Here is a 21,509-nt window from a genome sequence, read left to right as displayed (position 1 = left end):
CATCCTGAGCTTAGTTAGAGTTTTTCCGTCAATCTTGCCTACTATTGGTGATATTCGCAATTTTTTTACCTGCAATTAAATTGCCATGTTGTCACTGATAACTATCGCCGGAAAGAATTAAATCGAAATTTATATAAATCAACAAAAATACTTCCCTATCAAATATTTACCACCCATCAGGATTGTTTTGTGTAAAATTACTGAAAACAATTCTAGTAAACTCATAGTCAAAAGAGAAAACAAGTATATATTACAGAAAAACAGTTATCTCAGATGCAATTGCTGAATTAACGTGTACAGTGATATTTTCCAATTTGATTGTGTGGGGAGTGTAAACTTATGGTCTCATTTCTAATTCGGACTCAAAACGAAATTCGAGCCAATTCGGTATCCGAATCTTATAAATCGGCAAAAAGTCTTGATAGCAATTTTGGGCTTAACTTAGCATCACTACCAGCTAATCCTTTGTTTGGCACAGATGGCATTCGGGGACGTGTAGGAGAATTACTGAATGCGCCCTTAGCGTTACAAGTGGGTTTTTGGGCGGGTATAGTTTTACGAAATCATGCTAGTCACATCGGGCCAATAATTCTAGGACAGGATTCGAGAAACTCTAGCGATATGCTGGCAATGGCTTTAAGTGCAGGGTTAACAGCCGCCGGGTTAGAGGTTTGGTATTTGGGGTTATGTCCTACTCCTACTGTGGCCTACCTGACTAGCATCACTGATGCTGTAGGTGGAGTGATGATTTCTGCCAGTCATAATCCACCAGAAGACAACGGGATTAAAATTTTTGGGGCGGCTGGTGCTAAATTATCGCCAGCATTGCAGGCAGAAATTGAAGCAGGACTACGCGGCCAGACAATTTCCGGTAGCATCAATGCTTGTGGACGACATTACTCCCGTGGGGAATTAATCAGTAATTATGGTGAAGCGTTAAAACAATCTTTGCAAAATCAGGCAAGTCTTCAGGGAATGAAGATTGTTTTGGATGTAGCCTGGGGTGCAGCAGTTGGGTTAGCGCCATCTGTATTTACAGAAATGGGAGCAGAGGTAATATGTTTACATAATCAAGCCGATGGCGATCGCATCAATGTTGAGTGCGGTTCTACACATTTAGATATTTTGCAAGCCACAGTCCGGGAACATGAAGCCGACTTGGGTTTTGCCTTTGATGGCGACGCGGATCGCGTTTTAGCTGTAGATAACACTGGACGGATAGTAGATGGCGATTACATTCTTTATTTGTGGGGACGCCACCTACAACAACAGCAACAACTACCAGATAACTTAATTGTGTCCACCGTCATGGCCAACTTAGGCTTTGAAAGGGCTTGGCAAACCCAGGGTGGTCAATTAATTCGGACAGCCGTCGGTGACCAATACGTACAAGCCGAAATGCTGCGGACTGGGGGAATGCTGGGTGGTGAACAATCTGGTCATATCCTTTGCCGTCATTACGGAATTACTGGTGATGGCTTGTTAACGGCTTTACATATTGCAGCTTTAGTCAAAGCATCTGGTGTTTCCCTGGGCGAAATGGTAGATCAAAGCTTTGAGACTTATCCCCAATTATTACGGAACGTGCGAGTGGTAGATCGAGATCGCCGCTTGAATTGGCAAAATTGTGAACCCTTACAACAAGCGATCGCCCAAGCCGAAACAGCAATGGGTGATGCTGGGAGAATTTTAGTTCGGGCTTCTGGTACAGAACCAGTCATTCGAGTCATGGTAGAAGCCGCTAATGCTGAACTAGCTAACAACTGGACAAATGAATTAGTCTCTCAAGTCCAGCAACATTTAGCACAATAAGGTATTTTGGATTTGGGAGAACCGGATTTGGGATTAATTGCCAGTCTCAAATCCCAAATCTATAATTTCATCCTGAAATATGCCAAAAACTAAACCAAAATCGAAAAGTGCCAAAAAACAAAAGAAACAGGAAGTTCCTACTCTTACTCTCAAAGAACGGTTAACCCAAAAGCGTAAAGCAGCCCAAGCACGTCAAGAATTTACCACCCTACTGACGGCATCTGGTTTTGCTAGTATCTTTTTTGGCATTATCCTTTTTTTCGTAGGCGGAATTAAAACAGCTGTTCCTGGTGTGTTGGCAATTTTGATATTGTCATTTTCCTATAAATATCCCCGTCAAGCCTTATTCGCTTTTCTCATTTATATGCCTTTTGGGGGTACTATCACCTATTACATCGGCAATAGTCCCGTCCTGCAATTAGCTAAAGATGCTTTTTATATTCCGGCTTTGATTGCTTTTTGGCAATCTTGTCGTCAAAAAAACCTACCTTTAATACCTAACAAAGCAATTAAAACACCACTATTTATTTTATTAGGTTTGTGCCTGTTAACGCTGATATTTATCAATGGTGGACAACAGTTTAACCCTCCTCCTCTAAGACCTTTTCAAACACCACCCAATGAAATGCCTTTAGCGATGGGTATTCTGGGGCTGAAAGTATTTTTAGGTTATGTACCATTAATTGGCTGTGCTTACTATTTAATTCGTGATAAAAAAGACTTTTTATTTTTATCCCGCCTACAAATTGTCCTCATCCTCACCTGTTGCGCCCTGGGATTTATTCAATACTTGTTACTACTAACTGGAGTATGTGAAGGTACGAGAAATGCCACAGGCAATGACTTATTTCGAGCCACATTAGAAGCCAGGTGTTATTTTGGTGGTTCCCTACTCTATAGCCCTAGCCAGGGAGTAATTCGCCTCCCAGGGACATTTGTCGCGCCTTGGCAATGGGCATGGTTTTTGATTTCTAGTACCTTTTTTGCCTTTGCAACAGGGTTCACTGACCCCTCCCTTCTTTGGCGACTGTTAGGTTTAGGTTCTTTGGCATCAGTCTTTATTAATTCAGTGATCTCTGGCCAGAGAATTGCTTTAGCTTTAGTCCCCGTCTGCTTCGTTATTTTGCTACTGCTGACTGGACAAGTTCGTAACCTGCAACGTTTTATTCCCATTGGCGTGGGACTGGCTCTCATACTAGGAATTGCGATGATTAGTAACCCAGAAATTGTACAAGAGCGAACAGATAGTTTTATTAGTCGTTGGGAAGCTTCACCACCAGAAGAGTTTATCGTCCAACAATTTGAGGAAAACTGGAAAAATGTAGCAAGCCCCATAGGTAGTGGTTTGGGTCGAGCAACTAACTCTGCGCGTGCTTTGGGTTCAACTAAACTAGTAGAAACATACTACCCTAAGGTGTTATGGGAAGTCGGTATTCTGGGAGTACTGGGATTTTTAGGTTTTGTTACCACCCTGACAATTACTACCTTTAAAACGTATCGTTCCATCAAAAACCGTAATTTCCGCACTTACGGCGCAGCTATGTGGGTGTTTATACTGTTTATTAGCTACAACACTTACTATTATCCTTTAGATGTCGATCCGGTAGCTGTATACTACTGGTTTTTTGCTGGAGTACTGTTTAAATTGCCAGCACTAGAGAAGCAAGAAAACAAAAATGCCGCAACTGTAGAAACTACCAAGAAAAAAACTTTACACTTCAAAGTTTAAGGGATTTTATTTTTATAGCAGGTGAAAAAAATGACAACGGCCGATAATTTTATGATCAACCGCAAATTTATTTTTATATAAAAACACATGAATGATTTGCCTTTGATTTCCGTAATTATCCCCACCTACGGGAGAGAAGAAATCCTTAGAGACAGTATTATAGATGTTCTGAATCAGGATTATGGCAACTTTGAAGTTTTGGTAGTAGATCAATCCCCCAACCACCAACCAGAAGTTCAAGCTTATTTAGAAGAAACCGCCGCAGCAGGTAAAATTAAATGGTTTCGCCTCGAGTGGGCGAGTTTACCGGGCGCACGTAATTATGGTGTGCGGCGCTCAGTAGGTGAAATAATTTTATTTATTGATGATGATGTCAAATTAACTCCAGAATTTTTAGCAGCCCATGCCAAAAACTATCAACAACATCCTGAGGTGGGGGCGGTGGCTGGAAGGGTATTTGACAGAGGTAAGTTAAGTGATTCTGGCGGAGATTTACAGATTGAATATTTGCCTCCCCAAGCAATGGACCCAGGAATCGCTTGGTATCATATTGATTTAGTTCACACAATCAAACCCCAGCAAGTACTCACAGCCAGGGGTTGCAATATGTCGTTTCGCCGGGAAATTTTTACTAAATATGGTCTGAAGTTTGATGAAAGGTTTCGCGGTAGTGCGGTGCGCGAAGAGTCAGACTTTTGTTTGCGGCTACGACAGACGGGATATAAGATTTGGTATGACCCAGAGGCTTATTTAGTCCATTTAGGGGAAGAAACTGGGGGTTGTCATGATATTAGTATGCGATCGCTCAAGTATCAACTCACCTTCTATCACAATCATTTTTTAATGGCGCTAAAAAACCTCAATACTATTCAGGCTTTACGGCTATATGCCCGTTTATTTGATTGTCACGTCCTCGGACGGCCACCTTGTAATAAAAGTGGTTCACCTGTAAAAGTTGCCACTCGCGCTATTTTCTATACTTTGGGTTTTATCAAAGCTTTAGGTACTATTATCCAATCAATCTGGAATGATGGTCAAATTTATACTCGTTTAGATCAGTCATTAATCAAAAATAACTGACAGTGAACAACTAAATAATTACTCAATATGAAAATCTTAGTTGCTAGTCACTCCTATATTGTGGATCTGAATTGTGAAAAATTACGTGCTTTAGCTCAATTAGAACCCAATATTGAAGTCACAGTTGTAGTACCCAAAACTTGGAAACCTGGAGGGGTACAAAATAAAGTTATTGCAACTCAATACCGGGATGAAGGTAACTTTAAAATCGTTCCAGTTACTAATTTTAGTCAAAATCATCAAGCGTTGCTGACTTTTGGTGCTGATTTAATATCTTTATTAAATCGGTTTCGTCCTAATATCATCCAAGTAGAACAAGGATCTAGAGGATTGTCTTATTCTCAGATGATTTTTCTCAATCAGTTATTGGGATTGAAGGCAAAAAATATATTTTTTACTTGGTGGAATTTGCCATATATACTAAAATTACCAGTTGCTTTATTAGAAAAATATAACCTTAAGCATAGTCACGGCATTATTACTGGTAATCAAGATGGGGCAGAGATTCTTCAACAAAGGGGTTATGATGGGCCAATTAAAGTTATGCCACAACTGGGTATAGATGAAACACTGTTTACTCCCAAACCTCAACCAGAGTTGGCGGCTAAATTGGGTCTAAAATTAGATGATTTTGTTGTGGGTTTTGTGGGGCGCTTTGTGCCAGAGAAGGGTTTATTAACTTTACTGAAATCATTAATAATTTTACAAAATAAATCCTGGAAATTATTACTTTTAGGTAGGGGAGAACTAAAAGATGAATTAATCAAAATTGCTAGGGAAAATAATGTTGACGAACGGTTGATTTTTATAGAAAGTGTGCCTCATGATGAAGTTGCTAATTATATTAATTTAATGAGTACGTTGGTACTGCCTTCAGAAACGACTTACAAGTTTAAAACCTTAACTTCTGTGGGTTGGAAGGAACAATTTGGCCATGTAATAATTGAGGCGATGGCTTGTCAAGTTCCAGTAATTGGTTCGGATTCTGGGGAAATTCCTCATGTAATTGGTGATGCTGGTTTGGTGTTTCCTGAAGGTGATTCGCAAGCATTGGCTAATTGTTTATGGCAATTAATGGAAAAGCCAGATTTTGCTCAAAGTATTGGGGAAAGGGGTTATCAAAAAGCAATGGCTGAATATACTAATAAGGCTTTGGCAAAGCAGCAGTTGGCGTTTTATCGAGAGTTGGTGAATGGCGGTGTGAAATAAGTTTTAAAAAAGTTCGCGCAAAGGCGCAAAAGCGCAAAGAAGATTGCATGAAAGTTTTACAAATTATTCCTTCAATTTCTCTGGTTTATGGTGGCCCTAGTCAAATGGTAATGGGGTTGGCTGCGGCGTTGGCTAGGGAGGGGGAAAAAGTGACAATTTTGACTACTGATAGTAATGGTGATTCTGGACAAGCACCTCTGGATATTCCTTTGAATTGTCCGGTGCAACAAGATGGTTATGAAATAATTTATTTTCGTTGTGCGCCATTTCGGCGTTATAAGTTTTCTCTTGATTTATTACGCTGGTTAAAGGTTCACGCTCAGGAGTTTGATGTGGCGCATATTCATGCGTTATTCTCTCCTGTAAGTAGTGCGGCGGCGACTGTTTGTCGTCAGCAAAAGCTACCTTATATTTTGCGTCCTTTGGGTACTCTTGATCCATCTGATTTACGCAAGAAACGCCAATTAAAACAGCTTTATGTGCAACTTATAGAACGTCGTAATTTAGCTGGTGCAGCAGCAATTCATTTTACCAGTGATCAAGAAGCCAAAATATCAGAACGTTTTGGTGTGGTTACCCAAGATTGGGTGATTCCTTTGGGTGTGGTTCCCCGTGAAGGTGATGGGGGGATGGGGGGATGGGGAGATGAGAAGAATCAAGTATATGGTCACTGGGGAATACCAGCGGATAAACCTTTGGTATTATTTATGTCGCGCATTGACCCGAAAAAAGGCTTAGACTTGTTGATTCCTGCATTAGAAAAGCTGTTAGTTGCAGGATGTAATTTTCATTTTGTTTTGGCTGGGACAAATCCTCAAGACCCAGATTATGAAGAAAAAATCAAATCTCAGATTGCCAATTCACCACTGCGATCGCACACTACAATTACAGGTTTTGTCAGTGGCGAGTTAAAGGCTAGTTTACTGCAAGCTGCCGATTTATTTGTTTTACCTTCTTACTATGAAAACTTTGGTATTGCTGTCGCTGAGGCGATGGTAGCAGGGATACCTGTGGTTATTTCTGACCAGGTGCATATTTGGCAGCAGGTACATGATAGTGAATCGGGGTGGGTGGGTGCAACTGATGTGTCAGAATTAGTAGAATTACTGCAAGCAGCTTTGCAAAATCCCCAAGAACGCCAACGCCGGGGATTAAATGCCCAAAAATATGCTTTGCAGCATTTTAGCTGGGGTGCGATCGCTCGTCAAATTGTCTCAGCCTATCAACAAATATTAACCAACTAATTTAAAGTCTAATATTTAGAATTATCTTCTAAGTAGGAAGAAGTAAATAATTAAAACTTTGTAGTGAGTTAGCGCGGTCTTGGGGGTTTCCCCCATGAGCGACTAACGAACCCGTAGGGTGAGGACTTTAGTCCTCAAATAAGGGCTAGAGCCGCTGACTACGAAATGAATTTTAATTATTTTACATTGCTTAACATAGTTTGATTTTTTCTCGCCGACTTACTTAATTAGCTGATGTTAGTGTGATTAAGAGATTGTTTTGTAGCAAATTTATGCTCATACCAATTCATTAAAGGCGTAGCAGAAATGCCATGTAAAACTACAGAAACTACAATAGTGGTGTAAGTTATCCAAGATATTTGTTCACTAACCTCTCCTGTTAAACCATGACTAAACGCATAGGCAAGATAATATAAAGAGCCTACACCACGAATACCAAACCAGCCAAATAAGAAACGGGTTTCAGGATGAAAAATACGACGGTGGGAGTTTAAGGGACGTTGATACATTGTACTAATCCACGCTCCTACAGGCCGAATTACAAAGAATAATAGAACTATAACTATTAAAGATTGAGAGGCATAATTAAATATTGGTTGCCATAATAATATGCTTCCCAATAATAGAATTGTGCCTATTTCCAATAATTTTTCTAGCCGCTCAATAAATTCTAATTGTGCCATTGGTTTATCAGGATTTTTGTAACTGTCTTGGAAAATTACACCCGCTACAAATACTGCCAAAAACCCATAACCATTGATGATTTCTGTTAAAAAATAGGTAATTAAAACCCACATTCCGCACCCCCCGGTGTCACAATCGGTAATTTCGTATTTTTGAATTCATTTTAGGATGTTTTTTATACAAAAAGGTCGAAATCTTAGGTGGCGATCGCTAATCCCAAACCCCCAAACGACCATTTTTCGTTGTGTGACAGTTTAGGGTGCGGAAGATGGGTTAAAATGGTACTAATGGCAATAAAATCTTCCATAACTACATCAACAAAATGTTTTTGTTGAATCTTTTCATCAACCCAAACAACTAATTTAGCTATCAGAAAACCCATGACAATAGCAGATGCGATCGCCCAAATTAAATCAACGATTAACCAATCTCTAAACCAGTTATTCCAATTATTATCTTTAATGGCATAAAGCCCAAAATAAACAAAGGGAAAAGCCAAAGCATCATTTAAACCGCCTTCAGAGGTTAAACCAAAGCGTAACTCATCTCTGTCATTAATATCTGTTATTTGGACTTCTGAAGCTAATACTGGGTCAGTGGGTGCAAGAATGGCTCCTAATAAAATCGCTTCTCCCCAGTTCATTCCTAAAAATAATCGCCCGACAATTGCCAATCCCAAGATAGTCATTGGCATTAAAAACCCAATCAGTCGTGCTGTAATATTCCACAATCTCAAACGTAAAGGATTAATGATTTTCAACCCACAGCTAAATACAGAAATAATCACGACAAATTCTGTTAATCTTTCGAGTACTTTGGCATTAAATACATTATTTTCTCTCAGTTGGATCATTTCTAAGCCTTCAGAGCCTAAAAGTATACCCATTAATAGATATATCAGTGCGAAAGAAAGTGGTAAGCGCTTAATCCAGCCTGAGCCTAGTGTAACTCCTAGTAACAGTAGACCAATAATTAGTAGATCAAGAATGTAAATATCTACCATGTAAATATATATATAAACTGAAGATAACTTTGTCAGTTTAGTGGTAATTGCTGGTTTGTATAAAATATCTATAGATAGATTTCGTAAATGAATCTTGCAATTTTTCCTACTTTTACTAGTCTAAGATGAATAGTGTGAACTCATCTTTGACACCAATCTCAAAATGAGTGATTCAATTCTCAGTCCCTAATCAACCCTTTCCCACAACCGTTGAATTTCGGCGATCGCCTGGGAAGTTGGTGCTGGTAAAAGTGTGATATTTGGCTGAACTTCAGCACCGGGAATATTCTGATTCCACGGACTATTGGCTACGGCTGTGACATCGACAGTATCATTCACCGGACGAAAACCATATTGCACAAATACCGCTTGTTGTTCTGGTTGAGTGAGAAAATCTAGAAATTTTCGGGCAGCATTGGCTGTATTAGCATCGACATTAGGACGGATAATTGCAGCTGTGGCGGTAGTCTCCATTGACGGATCTAAATAATAAATTTGGTAAGGTTTACCTTGAGTCGCAATTGATTGTTGCCAACGATGCAGGGCTACGCTTTCATAGACTGTAGCGATATCAGCTTGGTTTGCACCTTTGACAATAAATTCTTGTAGAAGAATATCTGTAGAACGGGGTGGTTGATAAACAGATTTTTTAATTAAACTCAATAGCGATCGCACAGATAAATTGATGAAACTTGTGCTGTTAATTCTTACTCCTGATTCTGATTTTATCCATAAATCTAAAGTCAATTGACCGCTATTGGAACGGGTAGGATCTGTCATCACAAAATCAAAGCTACCCCAACTACTAGCACCGCCTATTTTTCCCCAATTAATTACTTGCATTGCTTGTTCAATTTTTGACCATTGAAAGCGGCCATTAGGAAAGAGAATTTTTCCCCTTTCTGGCCAAGCAATACCTACTAACATGGTTTTTGCTATGGGTTGAGGAGAGTCATAAAAAGGTTCGCTTTTGTAAATAGCACGCAGGCGATCGCTTATATCTGTTAAAATTTCTCCATTTCCGGGAATTAAAACTGCTGGTTGGAAATCATCTCTTTTATTAATATATCTGTTCACCAATTCTTGGGAACCTTGAAACTTTAGCTCTAATTTAATTTGTGGATTACTTTGCCTAAATTTTGCCTCTAATGTTTGCAGTGGTGCTTGTAGTTCAGTCCCACTGACAATGACTAATTTTTGCTGTAGGCCAGGAATCGCAATCGGAATATATGTGATAACTAATGTTATTAAAATAATTGTGCATGAGGTAATAATTTTGAGTAATTTTGACTTGTTTTCACCATATATCATTTGTGTATTCTGGCTTATTTACGAACTAATAAATCAATAATTTCTTCTAGGCTTTTAAGTTCATCACCAAGTAGTTGTAACTCTTGAAGTTCCTCTAAATTTATTAAGTTAGCGTCACTCAATTTATCATCATAACGTTCTAAAATTACAGTATAATCTTCAATTAAATGATAAATAGTAAAAATCCTTGATAGACGAGTATCTTCACCTTTTTTAGCTAATTTAATGTTGCGTTTGATGTTTTCTGCAAGTTTACTTAAGTGTTGTTTTTCTAAATATCCAGAATTTAGCCGCATCTTTTTTTGTTGTATTTCTGTCAATTGCCGTTGCAATGAACCAACAGAAACTAGAGAATTACTACCATATAAATACCAAACTATATTCCGAATTTTTCCTGGCAATTCAATGGCGCGATCGCAACTTCTTTCTATGGTGGCTAATAGTCTCTCATGTTCGGCTATAGTTAACAAATTTTTGGCTTCTAAACGTAGTTCATTGGCTCGATTGGCTAAAGTTAACGCAGCAATTTGCACTGCCGTAATTTCCTGTTCTAACTCAGGATTATCTAATTCAAAATATTTGGGTTCTCGATATTGAAAGAAGTTAGCGAAAAACAAAGATATACCAATTGACAAAGGAATAATAATTTGATTAGGTAGTTGAACTAAACGCACTCCTATGAATAAAACAATACTGCCAATCAAGACAGATAATGGATAATACAATGGATTTGCCAATTTCATAATTTTAACACTTAGTAATTATTTATCGACAAAGTATTATCCGTAAACTCCAGTTAAATCTACGTAAATCTGCCAAAAGAACGTGACTACTTTTACCAAGCCTCTACTAAGAATACTATTTCTAAATCAAAATCTAAAATAGTATCACCTTGTAATATAGCAATTATATTTATGGGTTCTGAGTCGCTTCCTGCCAAGCTTTTAGCATAGCTTCTACAACTTCTGGGGATGGAGGACGTAATGAATCATACTTGGCTTGTGGGTCAACACCAAATTCTGGGGTAAACTTGTCACCTAAAGCCACTCCAGGGGTTCCCGGACGTAAGCCTAAATCAGTAGCAATTTGCTGTACAGCAGGCGATCGCCAATAAATAATAAATTTATCAGCAGCTGCCTTCTCATCTGCACTTACCCACGGTGCATTAGGCACAATTGCCCGCATATTTGATATGAATGTGGCTGCGGGATAAACTGCCTCATAGCGTGGCTGTCTTGCTGGTAATTGAGAATTGACAGCAATCACACTCGATTCATACACTGAAGCTATTACAGACCCAAATTGACCATTTTTGGCAATTGCTTCGGATAGAGAACGAGTAGAACCTCTGTAAGCGGAAATCTGGCTGTAGATTTTTTGCATTTGTGGCTGTAATTGTTGTACATCAGCCAGCGTTAAATCTTCAGGAGATTTACCCGATACACGGGCATATTGGGCGACTAAAGTTTGCAATCCCGAATTGGAAAGAGTTGGTGCAGTTTGCACATAGTTAATGCTGAAAATGTCACCACCTTGACGTAGTTTTTCAGCTACATCGCTTTGGTCCATGAACACCATTGGTGTGTGCGCTATCAGTGGTGATTCGGTAATACTTGGAATATACCTTTGTCCAGGAAATAGTTGGTTGATGTGGTAAATCATTTGACTGTGATAGATATCGCCATCAAGTGAAATAATTGTGGGAAAATCAACTGCATCAGCCTGCAATGTCCCATTTCTTAGCTGAGTCGCTAAAGAAACTAACTGGTTAACAACATCACCACTACCTCTAGCGTCACATCTCACTTGCACAGCCTTACCATTATCTAGTCGCGGTTGTGTAGCATGAAAATTTTGTGCGGCTTGTTGGCAAAAGTCTACCAAAGCACTACCCACCAAAACTTGGACTGGCAATTGATTCAAGTTACTGGCTAAATTGAAGTTACCCCCACAAGCCACAAGCGCCAAAAGACAAGAGGCTGGTGTTAAGCACTTGATAAATAAAGGCTTTTGAAGAATCATCACATTACTGCTCCACAAGCCTGTATAATAATTTCGGTATTGATAGTTCACTGACAAATTAAAATTTTGTTAAAAACGACGAAATGCCGATAGGAGAATCGGTGATTTATGTCATGATGGCAAAGTAGAATACATATGCCTTTCTAAATTACAGGGAATCTCGCATGACTCTCCGTCTTGGTGATACAGTACCCAACTTTACGCAAGCCTCAACACATGGCGACATAGATTTTTACGAATGGGCAGGTGACAGCTGGGTAGTGCTGTTTTCTCACCCTGCTGATTTCACACCGGTTTGCACCACCGAATTAGGCACAGTTGCTAAACTCAAGCCAGAATTTGACAAGCGTAATGTCAAAGCGATCGCACTTAGCGTTGATGATGTTGAATCCCACAAAGGATGGGTAGGAGACATCGAAGAAACTCAAAGCACCACTCTCAACTATCCAATTTTGGCAGATGGCGATCGTAAAGTGTCTGACCTTTACGATATGATTCATCCCAACGCTGCGGCTAGTGTTACAGTCCGTTCTGTTTTCGTAATTGATCCCAGCAAAAAACTACGTTTAAGTTTCACTTATCCTCCCAGCACTGGACGCAACTTTGATGAACTATTGCGGGTAATTGATTCACTGCAATTAACCGATAATTACAGCGTAGCCACACCAGCTGACTGGAAAGATGGGGAAGATTGTGTAATTGTCCCCTCACTCAAAGATCCAGAAGTACTCAAAGAAAAATTCCCCAAAGGCTACCAGGAAATCAAACCCTATTTACGGATGACTCCTCAGCCTAACAAATAAATCTGCAAAATGATTTTTTGTTGAAAACGCAAAGGCGCGAAGTTATATCTTGGCGTCCTTGCGTTTTTGCGTGAAAATAAACTTAAAGCTTAGTTGGGACAGCATGATGTTTTCTTCTCCTTTAGTGCTGCAATTTCCACCTTCAATCCAAATGACAGACGAACAATTCTTTGAGTTCTGTCAGTTTAACCGTGACTTACGCATTGAACGGAATAAATCGGGAGAAATATCAATTATGCCACCGACAGGTACAGAAACAGGTAATCGCAACTTTAACGTTGCTGGACAGTTATATGTCTGGTCAGAACAAGACGGTACGGGTATTTGTTTTGACTCCAGTACAGGATTTAAACTATCAACAGGTGCGGAACGTTCTCCCGACGCTTCCTGGATGAAACTAGAACGGTGGAATAGTCTTTCCACAGAACAAAAACAAAAATTTGCCCCCATATGTCCAGACTTTATTATTGAACTGAAATCACCAAGTGACCGCCTCCAACTTTTGCAGGAAAAAATGGAGGAATATATGCAAGAACCAGAAATAAAATTAGGCTGGTTAATTGATCGACAAAATCATCAAGTTTATATTTATCGTCCTGGACAAGCAAGAGAATGTCTAGATAATCCTGATATTCTTAGCGGTGAATCTGTTTTACCTGGGTTTACCTTGAATATGAATAAAGTTTGGTAGTCATTGTCTTTTTTAAACCCGCAGGGTAGGACACAAAGAATTGTAGGATGGGTTAGGGTAGCGTAACCCATGCTGTTTAAGTCTTAAGATGAAAGTGAATCCAACAAAATGAAGTTAATTAATCGTTACTAGCAGACAATATTGTATAAGCTTCGTTAAATAAACGCATTTTTTCATGGGCTTTTTTTTGCATCTGTGGCTGATTAACAAATAAATCTGGATGCCATTTTTTCACTAAAGTTCGATAAGTTTTTTTCACTTCAGCAAAAGAAGTATAAGGTTGTAATCCTAAAATACTGTAGGCGCGAGCAATTTTATCCTTTTCTACCTGAGTTTGCGGTGGGTTTGGGGTTTTGCTGTGATGGGTATTTTGTTGCTTGTGATTCTGAGAACCAGGCGATCGCATTTCTGCTTTCATGCGCGCTATCTCTTCATCAAGTTCCCAATTACGAAATTTTGCTTCTACTTCTTGGGTACGGGGAGGATTTTTAGGAGGTGGGGGAGGTGAAGAAACTTGCTGACGTGGAGATTCGACCCGTGTACTGGTAGTTTCCTGTGCTGGCTTTTTAGCAGTGTTTTTAGCAGAATAATTTACAACTTTTTCTCTTGGGGGTGCATAAACTCGGTGAATATTTTTATTTTTTGATATTTCTTGATAAGCTTGATATTTTAAAGATATTTTGGCTTTCTCTAACTCTGTTAGCAACTGATTAAAGCCATTTTGCAAAGTCTGCAACTCTGCATATTTATTAGTCATTTCTGACGTTACATTACTAACTTCAAAACGAATAATTTTGTCTGCTTTCTGCTCATATTCAGCCAAAATTGCTAAACCCCGATTACTAAATTCAGAAAAATAATCCTCAATAGCTGCTATACAAACTTTGGCAACTTGTTGATGATAAGATTCATTGGCTAATTTGTCATCTTCCTGCTGAATATTCTTGTTTAATAAATAAGAAATACTACCAACCACAGCAGCACCTACAGGGCCACCCAACAACCAACCAATACCACCACCAACTGCTACTGCACCAGGTTCACTCAAATTATCGATATTACCGGGTTTTGGTGGTAAGGTGATTTGTGGTTCACTAGGTAAGGGAATGGATAAATCTTCTGGACGTTCTTCTTTAAAGAATTCATAAGCTTGATAAAGCCATCTCATTACCTCAAGTTGTAACTCTGTTAAGTCTTTTTTGAGAGTAGTTGTTTGCCAATTTTTAAAATTATTTTCTGCTAAAGCCACAGCCGCATCAGCTTGATATTTAGCGAGCAATTTGGATAAATCTAGCCAATTATGTAAAGCTTGCAAACTCTTAGTAAAACCTTGGCTAATTAAATTGGCGGCTTTTTGTTTAATTGTAAATTTAGCAGCTTGCTGCTCATCAAAGGCTTTAATTTCATGAACAAGAGGATCAATTTTAGCTTTTAAAGATATTTGAATTTGAGAAGCGATCGCCTGTACTCTGGGCAACCGTACATCACCGCGATTTTGTTGTAAGATACCGACAGTATTTTGCAAAGCGGTTTCAAAAGCCACTAACCCGCTACTACTAGCCGCAGCCGCATCACCTTTTAATCTCGCCCTCAAAGCAGGTAAAGCATCCACTCGATATAAATTACTAAAACCAGGGGGTAAATCTGCTCGAAAACTCTCTGCTACAAACAGTAGGCGATTTTGTACTTGTTTTTGTTCTTCTGGTTCCAATAAATTTAAAAAATTAGCAACAAATATAACTGTTTTAATACCACGATCTAATAACCAATCCCGCAAGTTTTCCCGTTCACCCAAAGTCATTAACTTGCGTGCATCTAATAATTGAACTACCAAATCTACACTTAAAAGTTGTTCTTTAACTAAATTATCTTGTTCCTCTCTGTCATTGGTTCCAGGTAAATCTAGAAACTCTACACCTGTTGCTAAAAAAGGATGAGGACAAAAAACTTCCACAGATGCCACATCTTTTCGCATCTGTCTATTATCATCGAGAATGGCAAATTGCTGTAAAACTTCTGTCCCACTGCGGTAAATTTCTGTTCCATTTATCAACATAATCCGAGTCCGCACATCAGAACCATACTTAACAGTAATAGCCGCACCTGTAGTCGGGATTAAATCAATTGGTAATGTACGAGTCCCCAACATGGCATTTAATAAAGTCGATTTACCATGATTAAAGGGGCCAAAAACAGCAATTCGTAAATTAGGATGAGCCAGATAATTGCACACAGCCACAATATCTTGATGCAGTTGTGATTGGCTATTTAAATTTAATAATGCAGATGTAGATTTGAGAGAATTGGCTAAATTACTGTAAGTTTCATTCTGTGGTGGCATATTTTACAGTTTCCCTGCTCAGTTGAGAATGCAAATAATAATATGTTCGTAGTCAGGGATTTATCGCTCTCTGATAAAGTTTTAAACGGCTAGATCCGCTGACTCGAACTTTTAATTATAAGTAAGACGACGTAAATAATTAAAGGTTTGTAGTGAGGACTTTAGTCCTCAAATAAGGGCTGTACTGCTTCGCAGAACCCGTAGGGTAGCCCTTACTACGAAATGTCATACTTTTTTACTTGGAAGTCCCTAAAGTTAACTCCACCCCCATCCAACAGACGATAAAATCAACTATAGTAAGCCAACAAACTACTATAAGCCGCCTCAATCTTTTGAATTTGAGATATCACATCTTCCTGTAATTTTTTCAACCGATGTAACTCACCTTCACGATTAATTTCGCGTGTTTCTTTTTGCTTCACCAAATTATCTAACTCAGACTTACGAGAAGCAATATCATCATTAATTCGCTGACTCACTTCTTTTTCATAAGCATCAAAACACTCTTTCACAGCATCATACACAGTTTGTGATTGCTCATGGGCAATTTGTGGCAAATATTTTACCAACTCCTTCTTCGCCGTTTTCACTAATTCCTTGCGCGCTTGATCTGCTTGTAAAAAACCTACTCCCAAACCTAGCAAAGCAAATCCAATGGGGCCTAGAAAAATACCAGTCACCGCCGTTAGTATCCCACCAATACCAATTACAGTAAAGTAGTTCAACAAAATATTTTTCCAATCAAAACCAGCCCCAGCTAAAGCCACACCCGCCAAATTTCCCCTAGACAGGGACAACAATCCCATAGCCCATTTTGCCCATCCTGGGGATTGATCTTCTTCCGGAGTAGATGTGGGATTAACTTTAACTTGCTGTCCAGTGAGTTTGGCTGTGATTTGGTCTGTTATCTGACTATAAGAAGCGCCATATTGGGAAGCACTGCGAGACAGTACTTGAAAAGCATCATTGATATCTTTTTCCGCTGTTAAAGTCCACGCAGCAGCTTTATCAGCAATATATTGCTCAAAGGCCTTTTGTAACGCCTGATTAAATGCTTCTCGTTTACCACTACTCAGGAAATCTAAAACATTTAACTCAGGTTGATAGCGTAAAAAATCCGTTTCAAAAGTATTACCTAAATTTAATACATAGCCCCGAAAAGATTCAGAAATTTTTCTCGCTTGACTATCTCTGGTATTGATAATTTCCTTTTGAAATTGCTCCCCAATACCTGTGAGTTTATTAAATTCCGGTTCCACTGAATCAATGCGTTTTTTCAGTTCATCGACATCTTGATCAAGTAAAGGTAAGCGTCTAGCGATCGCCTCTTGAGTATGCTTACAGGCTTGTCTAGCCAGAGTTCTCACTTGACGGAGTTCTGCGATCGCCCGTTCTCTGGTAAGAAAAGTATTGAGAGAACCCATAAACTCTGGAAAGCCAGTTCCCGTCAAATCAGCTTGGGGATTTTTTAACCTGCGTCGCAACGCTTGAATGGAAGAAAGTTCAAAAACCCGTTCTTCGTAAATATCCTGACCATCCAAAGAGCAATATTCTGCTAAATTGGCCTTGAATACTTGCCGTAATCTATTTTCTGATGCTTGTAATTCTTCTACATCATCAGGATCAATTAAAGATTCTCGCACCTGATCCCAAGCATTGACTAAGAAGAAAACCGACAACCCTCTACCTTTGATGTAATTTTCTAGATAGCGCCGTTCACCCAAAGTGCAAGGTTGGGAAGCCCGCATCACAAATAAAATTGCATGACAATTATTCACATAACCCAAAGATAATTCGTTGCGTGATTCTGTATCATTTAATCCTGGACTATCAACAATTTCAATTCCCTTTTCTAATAGGGGTAAAGGATACTCAACAACTGCATAATCAACATCAGGAAAAGCTGATTTTTTCTCCTGCTCTAATTTTTTGGCTTCTGCTGGGTCAATCGTATATTTATATTTAAAACTTTGAAAATCTAGCTTTTGGGGACTTTTACCATCATTAAAATGAATAGTAACCGTTTTTTCTGGGCCATAGCGTAAAATTGTTAATACTGCCGTACAAGGATTCACATCACTGGGCAGCAAATTTTCGCCAATTAAGGCATTCAAAAACGTACTTTTACCCCGTTTCATATCACCTAAAACTAACAGGCGAAATACACCTTTTTGGAGATTTTTACTAGCTATTGTAATATCTTCTATATCTCGTTCTAAACTGAGCTTTCCTGACGAAGATTCACCCACCAATTCAGCCTCACCGATGGTATCAGCAATTCTGCTAAGACATACCGATATTTCCGAGCGGACTTGAGCAACGCGTTCTAAGTCGTTGATAAATTTGTCAGTTCCAACTTGATAAGTCATGAAAATTTCCCCATGATTAACGATGATTTTGTTTTGATTCCAAAAAGAGCTTGTAAGATATCCACGCCAACGCAGCAATAATCATAATTCCTGCTACTGCTGAGGCTATTCTCACAGCTACCAATGCAGTGACACCAAAAGCAAATAATTTTCCCCCCAGAATCAGTTTTTTTTACCCACGGTTTCTGTAAATTATGCGGTTGATGTTTCACAGTTTTCTGAAAAGGCGCATTGGGTGTATGGATGTCAGACTCCATCTCTCGAAGTCGTAATTCCACTTCTCGTTCTCGCAGTATGCGTTCCCGTTGCTCTAGTTCTTGATGGTGATCATCTTGAGATGTCATTGGTCTGCACTCCACCTAAGACAATGAAATAATACAGATTTCACAAAATAAATTACTTGTATATTAACTTACTAAAATTTTTATCAGCCTCAGTAAAAATCCTCCCTAAGCTGTTTTTTCTGGTCAATTTTTCGGGATATAAAAAAGCTGTAAGTTAGATTCCAGAATTTACAGTTGTTTTCCAGAAATCTGATCATAAATATTGATATTTATTTTTCTGGAGTTACCCTCTAGCCCCTAGCTTAAGCGCCTCTATTGTCCAAACAACGTAGTAGGATTATTCAAGTAGACGGGTTTACCTTGCACGGTGAGTAGCCATCACTAGCTAGTAAACGCCCTAAAATTAGAGCAAAAGAAGATTCCTCAAACAAGCAAGCACACTCCATGCGTATTTCTCTTAACTGGCTGCGGGAACTAGTAGAAATCAAACTTAGCCCGGAAGAATTAGCCGAAACCCTAACAATGGCTGGGTTTGAAGTAGAAGATATAGAAGATCGCCGCACTTGGGCTAATGGCGTTGTTGTGGGGAAAGTGCTGGAGCGTCAACCCCACCCCAATGCTGATAAATTAAGTGTGTGCCAAGTGGATATTGGTGCATCTGAGACTTTAAATATTGTCTGTGGTGCTGCCAATGTCCGGGCAGATATATATGTACCAGTGGCAACTACAGGTACTTATTTACCGAATATCGATTTAAAAATTAAACCTGCAAAGCTCCGCGGTGTGCCATCCCAAGGCATGATTTGTTCGTTAAAAGAACTCGGTTTACCCACTGATGTAGATGGAATCCATATTTTTTCCCAGGAAAATTTACCCTTGGGTAGTGATGTGCGTCCGTTGTTGGGTTTGGATGATGTGATTTTAGATGTGGCTACTACCGCTAACCGGGCTGATGCCTTGAGTATGGTAGGGATAGCCAGGGAAGTTGCAGCTTTGACTGGTGGGAAGTTAAGTATTCCTGAATCAAGTGAAATATCGGTTCCCCAAGGTACAGGTAATTTAGCTTTAAAAATTGCAGAAAAAGTAGCTTGCCCTGCCTACATTGGTACAGTTGTTGAACAAATCAAAATTGCCTCATCTCCTGAATGGTTACAACAACGCTTACGGGCTGCTGGTGTGCGACCAATTAATAATGTAGTCGATATTACCAACTATGTTTTGTTGGAATGGGGGCAACCATTACATGCCTTTGACAAAGACCGTTTACAATCGGTTGCGGGTAGTGAAAATTTAACAATTGGTGTACGGTTTGCTACGTCTGGGGAATCCTTCAAAACCTTGGATGGGCAAACTCGCAACCTGTCAACCCAAAATTTGTTAATCACCGCTAACGATAAACCTGTGGCTTTGGCGGGAGTCATGGGTGGAGAAGAAACAGAAGTCCATGACGGTACTCAAAGCTTAGTTTTAGAAGCCGCATTATTTGATTCTGTTGCCATTCGTCGTTCCTCCCGTGGTGTGGGTTTAAGAAGCGAGTCTTCTGGAAGATACGAACGGGGCGTGAATCGGGCTGAATTGGAAGTAGCCTGTAACCGTGCTTTATCATTGATTAGCGAACTAGCTGATGGCGTAATTGTCCAACAGCAAATTGCTGATACCCGCCCAGATCCATCTACTTGGAGTCGTTCTATTGCTCTGCGTTTAGACCGAGTAAATCAGGTGTTGGGGCCAGTGGATTTAGGAGAAGATACAGGCGAAATCACTGAAGCTGATGTAGAACGCATCTTAACAGCACTAGGATGTCGAGTCACTTCCGCCGGAGAAAAAACTTGGACGGTGACAGCACCACCTTATCGTTACCGCGACTTAGAACGGGAAATTGACTTGATTGAAGAAATCGCCCGTCTTTATGGCTATGACCGTTTTTGCGATACTTTACCAGACAAGTCGGAAGCTGGCTATTTATCTATAGATCAAGAATTGATCCGCAAATTGCGCGCTTGTCTACGGGCTGAAGGTTTAACAGAAGTCATCCACTATTCTTTAGTCAAGCCAGGGGATGACAGACAGATAGTGTTGAGTAACCCGTTATTTGTAGAATATTCAGCACTGCGAACTGATTTGATATCTGGGTTGATTGATGCTTTTCAATATAACTTAGAGCAAGGTAACGGCTCACTAAATGGTTTTGACCTGGGGCAAATTTTCTGGCAAGAGGAAGACGGCTTACAAGAAACAGCCGCCATCGCCGGAATCATGGGAGGCGATCGCACCGTTGGTAAATGGTCAAAGGGCAACAAAGAACAGCCCATGACTTGGTTTGACGCTAAAGGGATTTTAGAAAGCGTATTCCAGCAATTTAATTTACCAGTGGAATATCAACCCGATCGCCGTGACGAACGTTTACATCCAGGACGCACAGCTTCTCTGTGGGTGAGAGGAAACAGACTCGGTATCTTTGGACAAGTTCATCCCCAATTACGTCAAGACAAGGGTTTGCCAGATGCAGTTTACGTGTTTCAGCTAGATTTAGATGTGCTTTTAGATGCACTTGATCAAGATGATATGCTTGTGCCTACATTTCATCCCTATTCCACCTACCCAGCAAGCGATCGTGATATTGCCTTTTTTGCACCGGTGAATATCTCTGTTGCTGACATTGAAAAATCCATTAATAAAGCTGGCAAAGGTTTGCTGGAATCTGTGGAATTATTTGATGAATATCGCGGCGAAAACGTCCCCCAAGGACAACGCAGTTTAGCATTTCGCTTAATTTATCGGTCAAGCGATCGCACTCTTACTGAAGCGGAAGTGGAGCCTGTACACAATAAAGTCCGCGAAGCCTTAGTAGAAAAATTCGGCGTTAACCTGAGAAGTTAATTAACAAAAATTGGGGGTTTGGGATTGAATCTAATAATCCCCGATTA

Annotated in this window: 14 protein-coding genes and 1 pseudogene; 8 read left to right on the top strand and 7 right to left on the bottom strand. The window is 39.6% G+C overall.

The window, feature by feature from the left end:
• Window positions 1-339 precede the first annotated feature (339 nt).
• The 5 genes from glmM (at window position 340) to hpsP (ending at window position 7,074) form a co-directional block, all read left to right on the top strand.
• Window positions 340-1,812 (top strand): phosphoglucosamine mutase, encoded by a 1,473-nt coding sequence (gene glmM / locus ACM0OS_RS11265; RefSeq protein ID WP_414543269.1) that lies wholly within the window; start codon window positions 340-342, stop codon window positions 1,810-1,812.
• Window positions 1,813-1,891: 79 nt separating this feature from the next.
• The gene (hpsL, locus tag ACM0OS_RS11260; protein WP_414543268.1) at window positions 1,892-3,541 is read left to right on the top strand and encodes a hormogonium polysaccharide biosynthesis protein HpsL; all 1,650 of its coding nucleotides are present in this window, start codon (window positions 1,892-1,894) and stop codon (window positions 3,539-3,541) included.
• Between the two features lie 87 nt (window positions 3,542-3,628).
• The gene (gene hpsN / locus ACM0OS_RS11255; RefSeq protein ID WP_414543267.1) at window positions 3,629-4,621 is read left to right on the top strand and encodes a hormogonium polysaccharide biosynthesis glycosyltransferase HpsN; all 993 of its coding nucleotides are present in this window, start codon (window positions 3,629-3,631) and stop codon (window positions 4,619-4,621) included.
• A gap of 27 nt (window positions 4,622-4,648) precedes the next feature.
• Window positions 4,649-5,830: a hormogonium polysaccharide biosynthesis glycosyltransferase HpsO gene (gene hpsO / locus ACM0OS_RS11250; protein WP_414543266.1), complete on the top strand. Its 1,182-nt coding sequence runs from the start codon at window positions 4,649-4,651 to the stop codon at window positions 5,828-5,830.
• 47 nt (window positions 5,831-5,877) lie between these two features.
• Window positions 5,878-7,074, top strand: a complete 1,197-nt coding sequence (gene hpsP / locus ACM0OS_RS11245) for a hormogonium polysaccharide biosynthesis glycosyltransferase HpsP (protein WP_414543265.1) — start codon at window positions 5,878-5,880, stop codon at window positions 7,072-7,074.
• A 227-nt stretch (window positions 7,075-7,301) separates the two neighbouring features.
• On the opposite strand, the pseudogene ACM0OS_RS11240 reads toward hpsP, so the two are convergent.
• From ACM0OS_RS11240 to ACM0OS_RS11225, 4 genes and pseudogenes are all read right to left on the bottom strand, one after another.
• Window positions 7,302-8,761, bottom strand: a pseudogene (locus ACM0OS_RS11240) (cation:proton antiporter).
• Between the two features lie 186 nt (window positions 8,762-8,947).
• Complete coding sequence (locus tag ACM0OS_RS11235; RefSeq protein ID WP_414543264.1) at window positions 8,948-10,072, bottom strand: extracellular solute-binding protein; 1,125 nt, start codon at window positions 10,070-10,072, stop codon at window positions 8,948-8,950.
• Between the two features lie 14 nt (window positions 10,073-10,086).
• Complete coding sequence (locus ACM0OS_RS11230) at window positions 10,087-10,815, bottom strand: hypothetical protein (RefSeq protein WP_414543263.1); 729 nt, start codon at window positions 10,813-10,815, stop codon at window positions 10,087-10,089.
• 169 nt (window positions 10,816-10,984) lie between these two features.
• The gene (locus ACM0OS_RS11225; protein WP_414543295.1) at window positions 10,985-12,094 is read right to left on the bottom strand and encodes an extracellular solute-binding protein; all 1,110 of its coding nucleotides are present in this window, start codon (window positions 12,092-12,094) and stop codon (window positions 10,985-10,987) included.
• Between the two features lie 164 nt (window positions 12,095-12,258).
• Between ACM0OS_RS11225 and ACM0OS_RS11220 the strand changes: the two genes are divergently transcribed.
• Window positions 12,259-12,897, top strand: coding sequence for a peroxiredoxin (locus tag ACM0OS_RS11220; RefSeq protein ID WP_414543262.1), 639 nt, complete (start codon window positions 12,259-12,261; stop codon window positions 12,895-12,897).
• Window positions 12,898-13,003: 106 nt separating this feature from the next.
• On the top strand, window positions 13,004-13,588 hold the full coding sequence (locus ACM0OS_RS11215; protein WP_414543294.1) for a Uma2 family endonuclease: 585 nt from the start codon (window positions 13,004-13,006) through the stop codon (window positions 13,586-13,588).
• A gap of 118 nt (window positions 13,589-13,706) precedes the next feature.
• On the opposite strand, the gene ACM0OS_RS11210 is transcribed toward ACM0OS_RS11215, so the two are convergent.
• The 3 genes from ACM0OS_RS11210 to ACM0OS_RS11200 all read right to left on the bottom strand — a co-directional run bounded on the left by ACM0OS_RS11210 (window position 13,707) and on the right by ACM0OS_RS11200 (window position 18,642).
• Entirely contained in the window at window positions 13,707-15,929 is a 2,223-nt protein-coding gene (locus tag ACM0OS_RS11210) for a dynamin family protein (protein ID WP_414543261.1), read from the bottom strand.
• Between the two features lie 287 nt (window positions 15,930-16,216).
• Window positions 16,217-18,298 carry a dynamin family protein gene (locus ACM0OS_RS11205; protein ID WP_414543260.1) on the bottom strand — a complete coding sequence of 694 codons (2,082 nt, stop codon included), beginning with the start codon at window positions 18,296-18,298 and terminating at the stop codon, window positions 16,217-16,219.
• Window positions 18,295-18,642 carry a hypothetical protein gene (locus ACM0OS_RS11200; RefSeq protein WP_414543259.1) on the bottom strand — a complete coding sequence of 116 codons (348 nt, stop codon included), beginning with the start codon at window positions 18,640-18,642 and terminating at the stop codon, window positions 18,295-18,297. The genes ACM0OS_RS11205 and ACM0OS_RS11200 overlap by 4 nt, the downstream gene beginning before the upstream one ends.
• Before the next feature lie 384 nt (window positions 18,643-19,026).
• Here ACM0OS_RS11200 and pheT point away from each other — a divergent pair, with 384 nt between their 5' ends.
• Window positions 19,027-21,462: a phenylalanine--tRNA ligase subunit beta gene (gene pheT, locus ACM0OS_RS11195; protein ID WP_414543258.1), complete on the top strand. Its 2,436-nt coding sequence runs from the start codon at window positions 19,027-19,029 to the stop codon at window positions 21,460-21,462.
• Window positions 21,463-21,509: the final 47 nt, after the last annotated feature.

Source organism: Nostoc sp. CCY0012, from assembly GCF_963920855.1.
GTDB lineage: Bacteria > Cyanobacteriota > Cyanobacteriia > Cyanobacteriales > Nostocaceae > Cyanocohniella.
Note: the sequence above shows the minus strand (reverse complement) of the source record. Positions and strands in the feature narration are given on the sequence as shown.